The organism is Daejeonella sp. (genome assembly GCF_017495225.1).
Lineage (GTDB): Bacteria > Bacteroidota > Bacteroidia > Sphingobacteriales > Sphingobacteriaceae > Daejeonella.
Map to the genome: position 1 here is coordinate 42,211 of NZ_JAFEIG010000007.1, position 16,426 is coordinate 58,636.

Annotated in this window: 17 protein-coding genes; 9 read left to right on the plus strand and 8 right to left on the minus strand. The window is 34.7% G+C overall.

What is annotated here, in order from left to right:
- The first annotated feature begins 2 nt into the window (after positions 1-2).
- A complete protein-coding gene (locus tag QZ136_RS02995) occupies positions 3-794 on the plus strand; it encodes an SDR family oxidoreductase (RefSeq protein ID WP_291400181.1) in 792 nt (263 codons plus the stop codon).
- A 3-nt stretch (positions 795-797) separates the two neighbouring features.
- On the opposite strand, the gene QZ136_RS03000 is transcribed toward QZ136_RS02995, so the two are convergent.
- Positions 798-1,223: a nuclear transport factor 2 family protein gene (locus QZ136_RS03000; RefSeq protein WP_291400183.1), complete on the minus strand. Its 426-nt coding sequence runs from the start codon at positions 1,221-1,223 to the stop codon at positions 798-800.
- A gap of 143 nt (positions 1,224-1,366) precedes the next feature.
- Here QZ136_RS03000 and QZ136_RS03005 point away from each other — a divergent pair, with 143 nt between their 5' ends.
- Genes QZ136_RS03005 through QZ136_RS03025 form a run of 5 tightly spaced genes read left to right on the plus strand, consistent with a single transcriptional unit; the run spans position 1,367 to position 6,834 of the window.
- Positions 1,367-2,467, plus strand: coding sequence for a VWA domain-containing protein (locus QZ136_RS03005; RefSeq protein ID WP_291400185.1), 1,101 nt, complete (start codon positions 1,367-1,369; stop codon positions 2,465-2,467).
- Positions 2,468-2,478: 11 nt separating this feature from the next.
- Complete coding sequence (locus tag QZ136_RS03010) at positions 2,479-3,990, plus strand: sigma 54-interacting transcriptional regulator (protein ID WP_291400187.1); 1,512 nt, start codon at positions 2,479-2,481, stop codon at positions 3,988-3,990.
- Between the two features lie 33 nt (positions 3,991-4,023).
- A complete protein-coding gene (locus tag QZ136_RS03015; protein ID WP_291400189.1) occupies positions 4,024-5,313 on the plus strand; it encodes a metallophosphoesterase in 1,290 nt (429 codons plus the stop codon).
- A complete protein-coding gene (locus tag QZ136_RS03020; RefSeq protein WP_291400191.1) occupies positions 5,297-6,172 on the plus strand; it encodes a UbiA family prenyltransferase in 876 nt (291 codons plus the stop codon). The genes QZ136_RS03015 and QZ136_RS03020 overlap by 17 nt, the downstream gene beginning before the upstream one ends.
- The gene (locus QZ136_RS03025) at positions 6,169-6,834 is read left to right on the plus strand and encodes an MOSC domain-containing protein (protein WP_291400193.1); all 666 of its coding nucleotides are present in this window, start codon (positions 6,169-6,171) and stop codon (positions 6,832-6,834) included. Before QZ136_RS03020 ends, QZ136_RS03025 begins: the two co-directional genes overlap by 4 nt.
- Before the next feature lie 32 nt (positions 6,835-6,866).
- Here the strand turns inward: QZ136_RS03025 and QZ136_RS03030 are convergent, their stop codons facing one another.
- The 3 genes from QZ136_RS03030 to QZ136_RS03040 are packed head-to-tail and all read right to left on the minus strand — an operon-like array spanning position 6,867 to position 11,122.
- Positions 6,867-7,556 carry a response regulator transcription factor gene (locus QZ136_RS03030; protein WP_291400195.1) on the minus strand — a complete coding sequence of 230 codons (690 nt, stop codon included), beginning with the start codon at positions 7,554-7,556 and terminating at the stop codon, positions 6,867-6,869.
- A 2-nt stretch (positions 7,557-7,558) separates the two neighbouring features.
- Positions 7,559-9,232 carry a HAMP domain-containing sensor histidine kinase gene (locus QZ136_RS03035; RefSeq protein ID WP_291400197.1) on the minus strand — a complete coding sequence of 558 codons (1,674 nt, stop codon included), beginning with the start codon at positions 9,230-9,232 and terminating at the stop codon, positions 7,559-7,561.
- 3 nt (positions 9,233-9,235) lie between these two features.
- Entirely contained in the window at positions 9,236-11,122 is a 1,887-nt protein-coding gene (locus tag QZ136_RS03040; protein ID WP_291400199.1) for a S9 family peptidase, read from the minus strand.
- Between the two features lie 264 nt (positions 11,123-11,386).
- Here QZ136_RS03040 and QZ136_RS03045 point away from each other — a divergent pair, with 264 nt between their 5' ends.
- Genes QZ136_RS03045 through rfbC form a run of 3 tightly spaced genes read left to right on the plus strand, consistent with a single transcriptional unit; the run spans position 11,387 to position 14,092 of the window.
- Positions 11,387-13,201: a tetratricopeptide repeat protein gene (locus QZ136_RS03045; protein WP_291400201.1), complete on the plus strand. Its 1,815-nt coding sequence runs from the start codon at positions 11,387-11,389 to the stop codon at positions 13,199-13,201.
- Between the two features lie 37 nt (positions 13,202-13,238).
- Positions 13,239-13,547 (plus strand): DUF4286 family protein, encoded by a 309-nt coding sequence (locus QZ136_RS03050; protein ID WP_291400203.1) that lies wholly within the window; start codon positions 13,239-13,241, stop codon positions 13,545-13,547.
- Positions 13,544-14,092 carry a dTDP-4-dehydrorhamnose 3,5-epimerase gene (gene rfbC, locus QZ136_RS03055; protein WP_291400205.1) on the plus strand — a complete coding sequence of 183 codons (549 nt, stop codon included), beginning with the start codon at positions 13,544-13,546 and terminating at the stop codon, positions 14,090-14,092. Before QZ136_RS03050 ends, rfbC begins: the two co-directional genes overlap by 4 nt.
- Before the next feature lie 47 nt (positions 14,093-14,139).
- On the opposite strand, the gene QZ136_RS03060 is transcribed toward rfbC, so the two are convergent.
- Genes QZ136_RS03060 through QZ136_RS03075 form a run of 4 tightly spaced genes read right to left on the minus strand, consistent with a single transcriptional unit; the run spans position 14,140 to position 16,352 of the window.
- The gene (locus QZ136_RS03060; RefSeq protein ID WP_291400211.1) at positions 14,140-14,979 is read right to left on the minus strand and encodes an OmpA family protein; all 840 of its coding nucleotides are present in this window, start codon (positions 14,977-14,979) and stop codon (positions 14,140-14,142) included.
- Positions 14,980-14,987: 8 nt separating this feature from the next.
- Positions 14,988-15,584: a DUF2461 domain-containing protein gene (locus QZ136_RS03065; RefSeq protein WP_291400213.1), complete on the minus strand. Its 597-nt coding sequence runs from the start codon at positions 15,582-15,584 to the stop codon at positions 14,988-14,990.
- 43 nt (positions 15,585-15,627) lie between these two features.
- Complete coding sequence (locus tag QZ136_RS03070) at positions 15,628-16,035, minus strand: DUF983 domain-containing protein (protein ID WP_291400214.1); 408 nt, start codon at positions 16,033-16,035, stop codon at positions 15,628-15,630.
- Between the two features lie 41 nt (positions 16,036-16,076).
- Positions 16,077-16,352, minus strand: coding sequence for a hypothetical protein (locus tag QZ136_RS03075; protein ID WP_291400215.1), 276 nt, complete (start codon positions 16,350-16,352; stop codon positions 16,077-16,079).
- Positions 16,353-16,426: the final 74 nt, after the last annotated feature.

The following is a 16,426-nucleotide window of genomic DNA, read 5'->3' on the forward strand; positions in this document are numbered from 1 at the left end:
AAATGGATTTAAAAAATAAAATTATTTGGATTACTGGCGCTTCCAGCGGAATTGGTGAAGCACTTTGCTATCAACTCAATCAGTTAGGAGCTAAACTAATTATTTCATCTAGAAATAGAGAGGCGCTTTATCAAGTAAAAAATAATTGTAAAATCAATCCTTTAGATGTGCATGTTTTACCCCTAGATTTAGAAAATATAGACTCATTAAAAGAGCTAACAAATGAGGCAATAAAGATTTTCAATAAAATAGATATCATCATACATTCTGGAGGAGTTAGTCAGCGATCTCTTGCCCTCGAAACAGAACTATCTGTAGCACAAAGAATTATGAATATCAATTTTTGGGGCACCATAGCACTTTCGCAACATCTATTGCCTAGCATGTTATCCAAAGGCTCGGGTCATATTGTAATTATAAGCAGCCTTGTTGGGAAATTTGGAACCAAATTTCGTTCGGCCTACTCTGCGTCAAAACATGCTTTGCATGGCTATTTCGACTCTCTACGTACAGAAATAGATCCTAACATAAAAATCACGATTGTTTGTCCTGGATTTATAAAAACTAATGTCACCATCAATGCCTTAACTGCCAACGGGACTAAGCAAAATAGCATGGACGACGCTCAAGCTAACGGAATGCCAGCTGAAGAATGTGCTAAGCAAATAATAAAAGCTATCCTATCTGGCAAAGAAGAGGTTTATATCGGTGGTAAGGAAAAGTATGGCGTACTTTTAAAGCGCTTTTTACCTGGACTATTTACAAAAATTGTTAAAAAAGCAAAAGTAACCTAATGCCTAACTTGAATGGTCGGAAATTACCTTCCATTCGCCATTAATTTTTTTCACAATAAGAGTAAAATAACCTCCTGGCTCATCTTTCTCACGCTTTAGCTTCCAAGCACCCAGTACAAAAGCATGATCAGGAGATAAAATTTTAATATCCTTAATGTCGAAACTTAAATAGCCCATTGCTTGTTTATCAGGATAAGACTTCTTATAATTATTAAGCGTATTGTTCCAGCCATATTTAGGACCAGCTTTCCCAACATAAAGTAAAGAGTCAGATTTAACATAGCCTTGCATATACTCTTCAACATCACCCTGATTCCATGCTAAGCGCTGATCTTCAAGAAGCTTTAAAATAAGTGCTTTATCAGTAGTTTGTGCAACTAAGCACAGCGTTGGAAATACAAATAATAGGGAAAGGATTATTTTCTTCATAGCTAAAATTAAATTTTATCAGGATAAAAAAGAAATAGATTCAAAAAATAACAAAATAGAATTCTTTATTTGACACATACTTAACATTATTAGTCGGCTAAAGCCATAACTTAGATTTTTATTAAACATCTCAAAATAACCACATGCGGGGACATGCATTTTCAAAATTTATTCCGAATGAGCTTCCTAAAGGAGGGTTTGACGAATTATTGAAGCTATTTCTCGAATTGCTCAATTATACTGCCGGCGATGCAGATGAAGCAATCGCGTGGCTCAACGAATTAGATAAGCAGTACAAGCTTACCACCGATGAGTATGGCATGGGTGATTTTATCGAGGATTTGAAAAAGAAAGGTTATTTGGGCGATGATGAAAAAAATCCCGGAGGATTTAAAATAACACCCAAAACCGAACAAAGCATTCGTCAATCAGCACTCGAAGAAATCTTTGGCCAATTGAAAAAATCGGGCAAAGGCGGACACAATACCAATGTTTCGGGACTAGGCGAAGAGAAAAATGCCGATCGTAGGGAATATCAATTTGGTGATAGTGTTGACCAGATTGATATGACCGCATCCATCCATAATGCACAGGTAAACAATGGCATAGGAGATTTCTCCATGACCGAAAGAGACCTAGAAGTAGAGGAGAAAGATTATAAAACAACCACCTCAACTGTCTTAATGATTGATATCTCCCACTCCATGATTTTATATGGAGAAGATCGAATCACTCCGGCAAAAAAGGTAGCCATGGCACTTGCCGAGCTAATTAGAACAAAATATCCTAAAGATACGCTTGATATCGTTGTTTTCGGTAACGATGCCTGGACCATCACCATTAAAGAATTACCCTATTTACAGGTTGGTCCGTATTATACCAATACCTATGCTGGCCTTGAGCTTGCTGTTGATTTATTGAGGAGAAGAAAAACGCATAACAAGCAAATTTTCATGATAACCGATGGTAAACCAACTTGCTTAAAAGAAGGCCTAAAATATTATAAAAATAGTGTCGGATTAGATCGCAAAGTGGTTAATAAAACCCTCAACATGGCTGCTCAATGTAAGCGACTAAAAATTCCAATAACTACTTTCATGATTGCCCAAGACCCTTATTTACAGCAATTTGTGAGACAGTTTACAGAAATTAATGGCGGCAGGGCATTTTATAGCTCATTAAAAGGATTAGGCGAATATATTTTTGAGGATTACATAAAGAATAGAAAAAGAACAATTAGATAGAATTTCAAGATATGGATTTGTTGCGTATAAAAACACTTAAAGAACTTCGCGAATCGGGATATAAGCCACGTTCAGTTAAAGAGGAGCTTCGTGAGAATCTCATCAAAGAGCTTAAAAATAAAAATACCACCATGGATGGTATCATTGGTTATGAAGATACGGTACTTCCTGATCTTCAAACTGCAATCTTATCGCAACATAATATTTTGCTTTTAGGTTTACGTGGACAAGCAAAAACGCGTATAGCACGCTTAATGATCAATTTACTGGACGAATATGTGCCATATATTGAGGGATCTGAATTATTTGAAGACCCTATGAACCCAATATCTTGGTTTGGGCATCATATTTTAGAGATCAAAGGAGAAGAAACCCCGATTGCTTGGCTGCACCGCTCTGATCGTTATACCGAAAAATTAGCTACTCCAGATGTTACTGTGGCTGATTTAATTGGTGATGTAGATCCTATAAAAGCTGCGACATTAAAACTAACCTATTCGGATGAGCGGGTAATTCACTTCGGGCTAATTCCGAGGGCTCATCGAGGAATTTTTGTGATTAATGAACTTCCCGACTTACAGGCACGTATTCAGGTGGCGTTATTTAATATCCTCCAAGAGAAGGATATTCAAATCAGAGGCTTTAAACTACGCTTAGCATTAGATATTCAATTTGTTTTCACTGCAAATCCGGAAGATTATACCAACAGAGGATCAATTGTTACCCCTTTAAAAGATAGAATTGAAAGTCAGATTTTAACCCATTATCCACGTAGCATTGATATTTCGAGAAAAATTACACAACAAGAAGCTCGCTTAACAGATTCACAGCGCTCAAGCATTGAAGCTGATGGATTAGTAAAAGACTTAGTAGAGCAAATTGCTTTTGAAGCCCGTGATTCGGAATATATTGATAAAAAATCTGGTGTTTCTGCGCGACTTACCATATCTGCATATGAGAATTTGATTAGCAATGCCGAAAGAAGAATGTTGCTGAATGGCGAAAAGAACACATTTGTAAGAATTTCTGATTTTCTAGGTGTTATTCCTGCAATTACAGGAAAAATTGAGTTAGTTTATGAAGGTGAGCTAGAAGGGCCAAGCAAAGTGGCAAATATCCTTTTAGGGAAAGCTATCAAAACCTTAATGGTGACTTATTTCCCGGATCCCGAGAAGGTTAAAAAAGCAAAAACAGCAAATCCCTATGCTGACATAATAAATTGGTTTGCTGCAGGAAATACCATCAGCTTGGTAGATGATTTAAGGCTTGAAGACTATAAAAAATCTTTAGAATCAGTACCGGGATTAAAAACTGTAATAAAACAGTTCCATCCGCGTCTAAGCGAAAACCAAAAAGTTTTATTGATGGAGTTTTTATTGCATGGTTTAGCTGAATTCTCTCTGATCAATAAATCTTTTTTAGATAAAGGCTTTAGCTTTGCAGATATGTTTAACAGCTTATTTAGTGCAGAGTTTGAAGACGATGAAGACGAAGACTATAATGATGATCAAGGACGATTTTAATAAACCTGAATCAGAAAAACCGAATTTTAACAAATGACAAACCGAATTTTAGGCTTAATTATAATCAGCATTCTGCTTCTTATAATCGATTTTTATATTTTAAAAGCCCTTAAATCAGTTAAATGGAAGTGGAAGCCTAAAAAATATTTATCCTTCTCCAAAATTTGGTGGGGCTATACCATTATATTAATTATAGGGGTATTTATCAGCATATTTTTCAATATTAAGTTTCTCTTTCGCACCATCATTTTAGTATCGTTCTTCTTAACATTTGTCTCAAAAATATTCATTTTGCCCTTTTTGATGTTCGATGATTTAAGAAGAGCATTTATTTGGACAAAAAGAAAATACCTGACGAAATCTGAGAAAGAGAATATTGATGACAACAAAAAAGAAAATGCTATCCCAAGATCTGAATTTTTAATTAAGACAGGAACATTAATTGCCGCTTTACCTTTGGGATCATTAAGCTACGGAATAGTTTCAAGCGCGTATGATTATCAAATAAAAAAGCAAGTTTTATATTTACCAAGCCTTCCCAAAGCATTTGAGGGAATCACCATTGCGCAGCTTTCAGACATACATTCTGGAAGTTTTTATGATCGCAAAGCGGTTTTGGGTGGTGTTGAAATGTTATTAAAAGAGAAACCTGAACTTGTATTTTTTACCGGCGACTTAGTTAATAATTTGGCTTCCGAAATGCGTGATTACCAAGACATATTCTCAAAGGTAAAAGCACCACTAGGGGTTTATTCCGTATTGGGAAATCATGATTATGGCGATTATCAATTCGGATTTGGGCCATCAGCAGTAAAAGCAAAAAACCTCGCAGATGTAAAGGCAACACATAAAAACATGGGCTGGGATTTACTTCTGAATGAAAATAGAACGATAAAAATTAGCGGCGAAGAAATTTCTATTGTGGGAATTGAAAATTGGGGCGTTGGACGATTTGCCAAATACGGAAAGTTGGATGAAGCCTTAAAAAACACAGATGATAAGCCTGTTAAACTTTTGTTATCGCATGACCCATCTCATTGGAGAGCGCAGGTATTAGCTAATTATCCTCAAATAGATGTCATGTTTAGTGGACATACACATGGGATGCAATTTGGTATCGTTACCGAACAATTTCAATGGAGTCCGGCGCAGTACGTTTATAAAGAATGGTCGGGCCGATACCAAGAAGGCTCACAACAATTATATGTGAACGTAGGATATGGCTTTTTAGGCTATCCTGGTAGGGTAGGAATGTTACCTGAAATCACGATATTTGAATTAAGACAAGGTGATCCGAGTTCAATGAATGAACAAAATTCTTAAGCAAAGTCTAAATTTTCTTTTATTTAGCAATATTTTTATTGCCTTATGCGCTGTTTCACAAGCTTTAGTAAGCTATTGGCTTCTAGAAATAGAACCTAATCCTTATGTTTTAGCAATCTTATTTTTCTCAACAATACTAACCTATAATTTCAGCATTCTCCTATCAAAGCCGCAAAATCCTGAAAAATCGCCATTTTTAAGAGTGCGATGGATATTTTCTCATTTTAGGCTAATGCTAAGCCTATTAATTATTTCCGCCTTAAGTTTATTAGCATTAGCCTTCTTTCTCAGTTTCTCTTCCTTAATACTTATGTTAATTCTCGGAGTAATTTCCATCGCCTATAGTCTGCCCATTTGGGGTGCTAAAGGCAATAAATATGGGATTAGAAATATTCCAGGATTGAAGATTTTTATAATCGGCATGGTATGGGCAGGAAGTACCGTACTATTACCAATATTTGAAATTGAGAGCCCTGATATAAGCACGATTTCAAATCAGGAAACACTAATTTTACTTTTGAATCGCTTCCTATTTATTGTTGCAATAACCATCCCATTTGATATACGAGATCTTTTTCAAGACAAGCAAAATGAGCTTAAAACTATTCCCGTAATCATTGGAGAAAAAAAATCACTAGGACTTTGCCAATTTTTCCTAGTATCGCATCTTTTCCTACTTTACGCATTTATAGGAGAATTGGATGCTAATTTCTGGGCATTAGCGCTTAGTATTTTTATTTCGGGATGGCTTATATTTAGATCGAAATGGAAGAAAAATGAATATTATTACTTTCTTTTGCTCGATGGAACCATGATTCTACAACTATTTATGTTAGAACTATTTAACATTGCTACATGACAAAAAACATTCAGATTAATTCTATAAACATCCTTGGCAAAGCAGAACTGCTCGTTTCTGATCATCAGAAAGCAATGACTGCATTTAGGAAGATTAGCATCCAGACTGAGGGAATTAATTTAGATTATACTGGTTTTGTTGGCGACATGGTAAAAAACACTAAACACCATGGAGGAAATGATAAGGCTATTTGTTGCTATAATTCAGATCATTTTGTAAAATGGAAAAATGAACTTGACTTTGACCTTGAAAAAGGTGCATTTGGTGAGAATCTGACATTGTCTGGCGAAAATGCTCATGAACAGTGCGTTTATATTGGCGACCGCTATCAATTGGGAGAGGCTATTGTGGAGGTATCTGAACCACGTGGGCCTTGTTATATGATTGGGATACGATATAACTATAAACAATTCCCTATTCATCTTCAAGCAAGCGGATTAACAGGATTTTATTTGAGAACAATAAAGCCAGGATTTGTCAAAAAAAGCGATGAATTGGTACATATTAGCTCTCATCCCGAACAGATATCGGTGATGGATGTAAATCAAGTTCGCTACCATGATCCAAAAAATAAGGAATGGCTCGATCGTTTAATAAAATTATCGCCACTCACCGAAGAATGGCGAATTAGGTTCGAAAAAATGCGTAATAAACTAAAATAGAATTTTAGGCTTCCTTTAATATACGGAATTTTTTAATCAATTACAAATTTATAGCCTACCCCTCTAACCGTTTGCATAAAATGTGGTCTATCGGGATTGCTCTCAATTTTCTTCCGTAAGCGTACTATATGCATATCAAGGGTGCGGGTATTTACATCCGAATTATAGCCCCATACCACCATCATCAGCTCATCGCGATTAATAACGGTATTGGCATTCTTTAAAAAGTAGAGTAAAATTCTGTTCTCCAAAATGGTGAGCTCAATCTTTTTCCCGTCACGAATCAGTGAATGGGTATTAGGATGATGCTCCATATTACCAAATTTATAGACTTCAGACTTATCACTATTGATGACAAATTTTACCTTATTTTCAATTAACGCGACCAATACATCCATATTGAAAGGCTTAGTTACATAATCAGAAACTCCAAAGCTATAGGCATCAATTTTATCAATATCCTGCGACTTAGCGGTCATCATGATGATCAGATTGTCAAAGCCTAGCTTACGCACATTCTGACAAACTTCAGAGCCCTGCTTAGTAGGTAGCATCCAATCGAGCAATACAATATCTGGCTGCTCAGTCATAATCAAATTTTCGGCAATTAGACCATCAGAAGCCTCTATTACTTTATATCCTTCAGCCTGTAGGCGATGTACGACTAAGAATCGTAAATTTTCATCATCCTCAATAACGGCAATTTTAATTTCTTTTTGCATAATTATAATTCATAAGGCAATTCTATTGTAAATTCAGACCCCTTCCCAACCACACTTTTGACAGATATGTTTCCATGCATAAATTTAACCAGTTCTTTACAAAATGCCAAACCTAAGCCCACACTTCCCTGCTGATTATACTCATTTTGGACTCTAAAAAATTTTTCAAATATATTATTTAGGTCCTTTGTAGGAATACCAATACCGCGATCAGAAAATTTGATAAACAGTTGCTTCTTAATTTTAGTAATCTTGATTTTTAAAACTTTATTATCAGGCCTAGAATATTTATAAGCATTATCTATCAAATTTTGGAATATGCTACCAAGTAAAACTGGGTCTGACCTAAAATATTCAACTCCCCTAATCATATAAGATATATCGAAATCAGGATACTTAACTCGGTAACTATCAATCAAATTCTGACAAAACACTTCTAGATTAATGTTTTCAGGCTTAATCTGTATGGCTTTATTCTCAATCTGAGTAAATGAAAGCAATTTATTCATCAAATCGTTGAGCTTATCGGCTTCTTCATCAAGTATTTTACCATAATGAATACGTTCACGATCACTTAACTGGCTAGCACTTCTAATATTATTGCCAGCTATTTTAATCACGCTTACTGGTGTTTTAAACTCGTGTGTAAGATTATTGATGAAATCATACTGAAGCTTAAATAGTTTACTGTTAATATTTAGATTCCTAAAAATTAAATAGGCGATAAGAACGAGTATAAAATAAGAAATGATTAATCCGCCAGCGATAGGCAAAAAACGAGCATTTATTTCCTTACGGAGAAAGGTCTTACTAGAGCTAAAATATAGCTTATAATCAGAGAATGGACCCGATAAGGGTAAATCATTGCTTATGATTTCTGAAGTATTTTCAAGTGATTCATAAACCAGAGGTTTAATATTTATGGATTCATACAATTCTGGCTTCGTATTTTTAATTCTTAGCTTCAGTGGGTCGAGATAAAATGAAAACATATCCAACTCATACATTGGCGAGAGGCTCTGATTAGAGAGCATTAAATCTTTATAGATTTTTATCTCCTCCCTTCGGGGGATGTTCATGTAGGAAATCCTTTTGGACATCACACTATAAAAAACATTGAATCGATCTGAATCGTTTAGCACACGACTCGTATCTGCCAACTCAATAAAACCACTAAATTTAAGAGCCATTTTATTGAACTCATCTCCTGATTTTAGCGAAAAAGGTTTTGTAGCCACATTTTCTTTAAAGACAAGGATTGAATCTGGAGCTATATTTCTTGAGAATTGATAAATAGCCTTAGGACCTAGTGAAAAGTTATTAACCCTGATTCCTTCAGAAAATGTACGATTACTTATGGTGGCATCATAAAAAACAACACGATCAACGAAATTGAATTTCCGGAAGATTGTATCTATATACTTTGCCGCTTGCGTGGAGTCCAGGTAGCCTTGATAGAATGATATTTCTGGAATTTTATTTTGAAAAAAATCATTGTATGGTTTAATGGTCTCTTCTAGGACTTCAATTTTTTGAGAAGCAAACTCGTTTTCTACGTAATTAGCGGTAAAATTATAAGCGGTATATAAAGTCCCACCGAGAGCGGCTGTAATTAGTATCAGGAATATTATAACCAGGGCAAAGTTTTTACGATAAGTTTGCTGATAGTGCTTCATCCGCTATTTACGGCTAAGGTTTTTGTCTAGAAATACTTCTAGTTCACGATAAAACTCAAGGCGATTGTCGATATTTCTGAAATAATGTGCCTCATCTTCCTTAAGAATATAAGTTACCGGAACATTTTTCTTTTTTAATTCCTTAACAAACTGATTGGTTTCATTCATGTTAACCCTTGGATCTCTGGCGCCTTGGGCGATAAGAACAGGGACTTTAATCTTATCTGTATGAAAAACTGGAGAAACAGCTCTGAAATATTCCGAGTCTTTTTCAGGATTTCCCACCGTTTCATAATACATCTGCTGGTAAGGTCTGAAATAAGGTGGAATATCCTTCAAATAGGTATATAAATTTGTAAAACCTGAATAAGAAGCACCGCATTGATATAAATCGGGTCTAGAAAACAGTCCGTGTAAAGCCGAAAACCCCCCAAAACTATAGCCATAGATCGCAATTCGTTTCGGATCTGCAATTTTTTCTGAAATCAACCAACGCACACCATCTGTAATGTCATCTTGCATTTTACCGCCCCATTCTTTGAAGCCAGCAGTCCAAAATTTCTTACCATAGCCCTTTGTCCCTCTAAAATTAACCTGAAAAACTGCATAGCCCCTATTTGCTAAAAATTGTACTTCAGAATTATAGCCCCAGCTATTTCTAGATTCCGAGCTTGAATGAGGTATTACTACAACAGGTAAATTTTCTTTGTTTTTACCTTTTGGAAGAGTCAAATATCCATTTACAATCAGGGAATCTCTAGTTTTGAAGCTTACTGGCTTCATCTCAGCCATATCCTCAATGAGCAGTGAAGGATTTACATCACTCAATTTTACCAATTTATTGGTACTTGGTGTGTATCGGTAAAATGATCCTGGATTACGATCGGTATAGGTCCGAACAATAAACTTACTCTCTGCCGAATCAGAACTACTCAATCGAATCTCAGTATTGGGCAATAGTAATTCGAGTTTATTAAAAATACTTTTAAACGAATCATCCAAATAATGACGTTCCTTTGTCCAAGTTTCATAGCCCGCATAAACCAATTTGCCCTTATTTACAGAAAAAGTGGCATCAGAAACGTCTACATCAGGATGGTTATAAATGGTTTTGTGCTCTTTTCCAGTTTTACAGTCCAGTTCAACTAATGCCATCTTATCTCGATTCTGATTAGACAAAGCATAAATACAGGTATTATCTGCACTAAATCCTAAGGGCAAAATAGTCGTTTTGAAATTATTAGTAATGACTGAGTTAAAGGCTTGGCTCTCTTGCTCCCGGTATAATAAAGTTTCATTAACCCCATCACTTGCAATTGCCATACGCAATTTACCAACTGGATCAGAATACCATTTAGTTATATTGCCAGGATTTTTAAAAACTAAGGCTAGTTTACCGGTCTGAATATTTAATCTATAGGCATCAAATACGGTCGAATCTCTTTTATTAAGAGCCACTAGAACATGATCATCAAAAACTCTACTTGTAGTTATTAACCTAATTCTAGAATCAGTGGTTGATAATAATTCGCGATTGTTTGTGCCATCTATTTTTACAGCAACTAAGGCTGCATCTTTATTCGCCGGACCGGTATTCAGGTATAAAATCTCATTATTACTTGCCCAAAAATAGTTTGAAATGCTCCTGTTGGTATCACAAGTTAACTGAATAGTATTTTTACCATCCCAAGTTTCAACATAAATATGGATTCGGTTATTTTCAGGCTTTAGATAAGAAATAAACTTCCCATCAGGTGAAACCAAAAAAGATGTTTTTAAAGGTGCAGCAAAGAATTTTTCCAGAGGAATACGCTCCACCGAGCCTTCATAAGAACAGGCTGCTGTGGTTAGTATTACAAATAAGAATAAATAATTTCTCAATAACTGCATTATCAAATTATTAGTCTACAAATTTCGCTCAAAAAAATTCACTAGCCTATTCTAATTGAATAATATAGATAAATGTTACAAGTAATAATCAAATCAGTATCATTTATTGCCGTAGACAAGTCTGAAGCTGAATCAATTATCGTAAAAAAATCTTAAAAGTCTCCCCAGAAGGGCGGTTAGTTAGTTCTAATTTATGAAATTATTAAATTTAATAGCATTAAACTTAACTTTATATATTCGGGAAATCGAATTTTAAAAAAAATAATGAAAAAAGTCGTTTTTATACTTTTTCTTCTTTACCCATTTACACCGCTCAAGGCCCAAATTAACCCTGAGGAAGTCCTTGCTATGCAATATTTTCAATCTGGTGAATTTGAAAAGGCTGCACCAATTTTTGAAAAACTTTTTAATAGGACCAAGGATTTAAATTACTACGACCCATATTTCAATAGCTTACTGAAAACAAAACAGTTTAATGCTGCTGAGAAACTAGCAAAAAGCCTTTTGAAGGATAACCCCAACAATTATACATTCTCAGTGGATATTGGGCGTATTTATTTGGAAAAAAGTGAACAAGAAAAAGCATCAGAATGGTTTAATTCATTAATCCAGTCTATGCCATCAAATGAATTTGCCATCAAAGATCTTGCTATTACATTTTATAGAGCTGATGCTTATGATTATTCTATAAAGGCATTAGTTGCCGGACGAAAATTAATCAACCAAAAAGATGCCTTTACATATGATTTACTGAGCTTATACCGATTTAAAAAAGATAAGCCAATGCTCATTCAAGAGTATATTAATTTATTAAATACAAGTCCTGAGGCACTTCCACAAGCACAGAGAGCTCTAGGTAGTACTTTTGAGAACAAAGAGGACTATGAGCTCCTGAAATCGGCAATTTTACGCTTTCTTCAAAAAGAACCTCAAAATACGGTGATGGCCGAGCTCCTAACCTGGTACTACATTCAGCAAAAGGAATTTGACATGGCATTGAGGCAAACGCTTGCCTTAGACCGCCGTTTAAAAGAAAACGGGCTTAGAATATTTGAGCTTTCTAAAATAATGGCTTCAAATAATGCCTTTGACCAAGCAATAGAATCATTAAACTATCTTATCACAAAAGGAAGCACAAATCAATTTTACATTCCTGCAAAAATCAATCTCGTTTCCATAAAAAACAAACAGCTCAATTCAAAAAAAGCTAGCAAAGAAGAATTAATTGCTCTTGAAAACGATTATAATTTTCTACTGAACGAGTTCGGACGCAAACGAGAAACCGCTTTCGCCATACGACAATTAGCAAATTTACAAGCCTATTATCTTGGTAAGCATAACATTGCCACCGAACAATTGGAAACACTATTAAACCTTCCAGATTTAGAAAAACAATTAATTGGAGAAGTAAAATTGGATCTTGGCGATATTTATATTTTAAGTGGAGAGCTGTGGGAATCCGCTCTTTTATTCGGACAAGTAGAAAAAGATTTTGCCAATGAGCCATTAGGCCAAGAGGCTAAGTTCAAGAATGCAAAATTAGCCTATTTTCAAGGCGATTTTTTATGGTCGAAAGCACAATTAGATATCTTAAAAAGCGCAACATCTCAGTTAATTGCAAACGACGCCTTGAATCTTAGTCTGCTGATTTCGAGTGATCTAAGCACTAAAAATGACAGTGCAGCACTACTAAAATATGCAAATGCTGACCTTCTCTTCTTTAAAAAGCAAAATAAAGAAGCATTACAACTTTTAGATAGCATTAGCGTTCTTTATCCAGGCAATACATTGGACGATGATATTGCCATGTTAAAAACTAAAATATTTATAAATAACAAGTCGATAGATGAAGCCATTGAACAGCTTCAAAAAATTATCAATCAAAATATTACAGAACTATGGGGCGATGATGCGCTCTTTCTATTGGCAGAAATTTATGAGGAAGAAACAAAGCAAACTGATAAGGCAATGGAGCTATATCAAAAAATAATAAATGATTTTCCAGGTAGTTTATTTGTTCTTGAAGCGAGGCAACGCTACCGTAAACTACGCGGAGATCAAATGGATAAAGAGTTTTAAAGCTTAATTTTTAAATCACTATTCCTATATTCGCAGCATGATTTTATATAATGTGACCATAATTTTGGATAATGAAATCCAAATTGAATGGTTGAATTGGATGCAAAAAAAGCAAATTCCAGAATTAATGGAAACGGGCTATTTTGTTTCCAATCGCCTTTTAAAGATACTTGACTCTCCCAATGAAGGTGTAACTTATTGCGTTCAGTTTGTTGCAGAGTCAATTGAAAAGCTGAATGACTTTAAACAAAAGCACGGACAATTTTTAGAGGCAAATACCCCAACAGAATTTAATAATAAGCTGGTAATCTTTCCAACGGCAATGGAATTTATTGATAATCAATGAAATTTGTAGAAACAGAAATTAAAGATCTTTTCATTATTGAACCCAAAATTTGGAAAGATGACCGCGGTTATTTTTTTGAAAGTTATAATAAACAATCTTTCGATGACGCGGGTATTCAGGTAAATTTTGTTCAAGACAATCAATCGCTTTCTCAGAAAGGAACATTGAGAGGATTACATGCTCAAGCCAATCCTTATGCACAAGGAAAACTAGTCCGCGTTATTCAAGGTAAAGTTCTAGACATAGCTGTTGACATCCGTAAAGAATCTAAAACTTATGGACAATATGAAGCTGTTGAATTAAGTGGCGACAATAATCGAATGCTATGGATCCCACCAGGCTTTTTACATGGGTTTGTAACGCTAGAAGATGATACTATTTTCGCTTATAAGGTTTCTGGACTTTATAATAAATCATCAGAGTTTGGAGTTATTTGGAATGACCCTGATTTAAACATCGATTGGGGAATTCCTACAGATCAAGTAATATTATCAGAGAAAGACAAAACGCTGCCTTTATTTAAGGATTTAGATAATTCATTTTAATTAAAAAGCCGGTTTTAAAACCGGCTTTTTAATTGCTAGGATTATTTTTATTTAATAAGATTATAAAGTTCGTCTAATTTAGGTGAAAGAACAATTTCAATTCGTCTGTTACGACTTCTAATCTCGGGGCTTGATCCAGTTTCTATCGGTTGATATTCCCCTTTTCCTGTAGCAGTAATACGGTCGTTCTCAATTTTTTCAATTTCGGTTAAAAACCGAACTACAGAGGTAGCCCTTAAAACACTTAAATCCCAGTTATCCGTAATTTGACCTAGGTTTACCACACGCTGATTATCCGTATGCCCTTCCACAGAAATATTAATTTCCGGTTGCGTTTTTAACACCTTGGCAAGCTCTTTTAAAGCTAGCTCACCTTTCTCATCAATAATGATACTTCCACTACTAAATAGTAATTTGTCTGTTAAGGAAACATATACCTTACCATTCCGAATATCAACACTCAAGCCATTCTGCTGAAAGCCCAATAATGCTTTTTGTAATTTATCCTTTAAAGCATTGGTAGCTTCATCCCTTTTTCTTAGGATATCTTCTACCTCTGTTAAACGCTCTTCACGTTTTTGTAAATCATCAGCAAGCTTTTGGATTTCAGAACTTGTGTTTAATTTTAATGCTGAATAGTTCTCGTCAAGAGTTTTTAACTTTTCTTCAAGCTCAGTAATTTTTGAATTAAGCAGGGCAGTATCCGACCTCAAACTAACTATTTCACCTTCTAAAGCATTAACCTTATTTCGAGAAGCTTCCCAGCCTAGAGATATGGAATCTTTTTGAACCAGTAATGCATTGTATTTTTTTGTGGACATTACCACACAAGATGAGATAAAGCTTATTGAAAATAATAGAATTAGGGATTGAAAAATAGTTTTCATTTTTATATTTAAGAAATTGCGTTTCGTAAAAATCCAATAAATGGATATAGTTTTGAAAAGCCCTCAATTACTTGTTCAGCAGCATTTGGACTTGACAATTCTTTTTGATTTAATGCGTGAGTAAAAGTAAAACTTTTAAGCTTTAGAAATTCAAGTTCAGGATGGTCAATTTCATAACCTTTCGGACAGGTCTTCAATTTATACTCAGTATCTAGGCCGCCATAATAGTTTAGGAAAGAAGATTTTTCAATAATATTTCTAAAATCAGTCCCATTATAATCAATTTCCTGCCTAATAGCCTTCAATAAATCAGCTTCTGGCATCCAGCATCCCCCACCGATAAATGATTCTTCGGGATGTATATGTAGATAATATCCGGGGCCATTAAACTTTTTGCCATTCGGAGAGAAGCCGATACCAAAATTGCTTTTATAGGGTGTTTTATCCTTGCTAAATCGAATATCACGATAAATTCTGTTTACGCAATCTTTGGATGCCAAAGTAGAAGGTATGGAAGGATCAAATTTGGAAATACCGGCTAATACATCGGAAGCAAAATTAAGAACATTTAAACGTGCGTTTTCAAACCTATCTTTATTTAACAAAAACCAATCACGGTTATTATTAGAGGCTAGATCGCTTAAAAAATTAAATGTGCTCGAGTTTATCATTCGTATCGTATTCTGGCTTATACTTAACTTTGGGTGCTAAGAAATGAAGAAGAAGTACCTTAGAATACCTATAGTTTACTGGAGTAAGTGCAAAAACAGATAATAAGATAGAAACTATATATAACCAAGGAGATTTATCATTCCCAGTAATCAAGTAGGTCAAAAGGCCTACATTTAACATTTCGGCAACAACAAATGCATAACTAACATACATTGCACCATAAAAAAAGCCAGGCTCTATTTCAAACTTCATATGACAATGTGAACAGGTTTCATTGGTACGTTGTAAATTAAAACCGTATAAAGAACCTGAAAATATTTTACCCCTTCTACAACGTGGACATTTAGACTGTAAAACTGCTACGAATTTGGATGTTTTTGCCATTGGGAATTAAATATTGAAGTATTAATATCAAAGAAAAATAATTAATTAAGATTAATTTTATTTTCTTTAATATTAATATTAATGTTTTTTCGTCTATATTTTTTGTACCAAAGGAAACCAACAGCGGCAATAGCAATGTAAGGAGCTGCTAGAAGATATAAAATCCCTCTATTTAAACCATTACCTTCAGTATTTCCATTCTGAACAGAGTTTTCAGCATTCAGGGTACACATGGAACATTGAGCAAGTGAATCTGAGGAATAAAAAATTGCTCCAGAAACAATTAAACAAATTATAATTATCCTAAGAGTTTTCATAATACAAAGATAAGTTATTTTGAAATACAATCGCTTTTTAAGGATTAATTCCTAGGTTAAATAGTGTTTTTTAC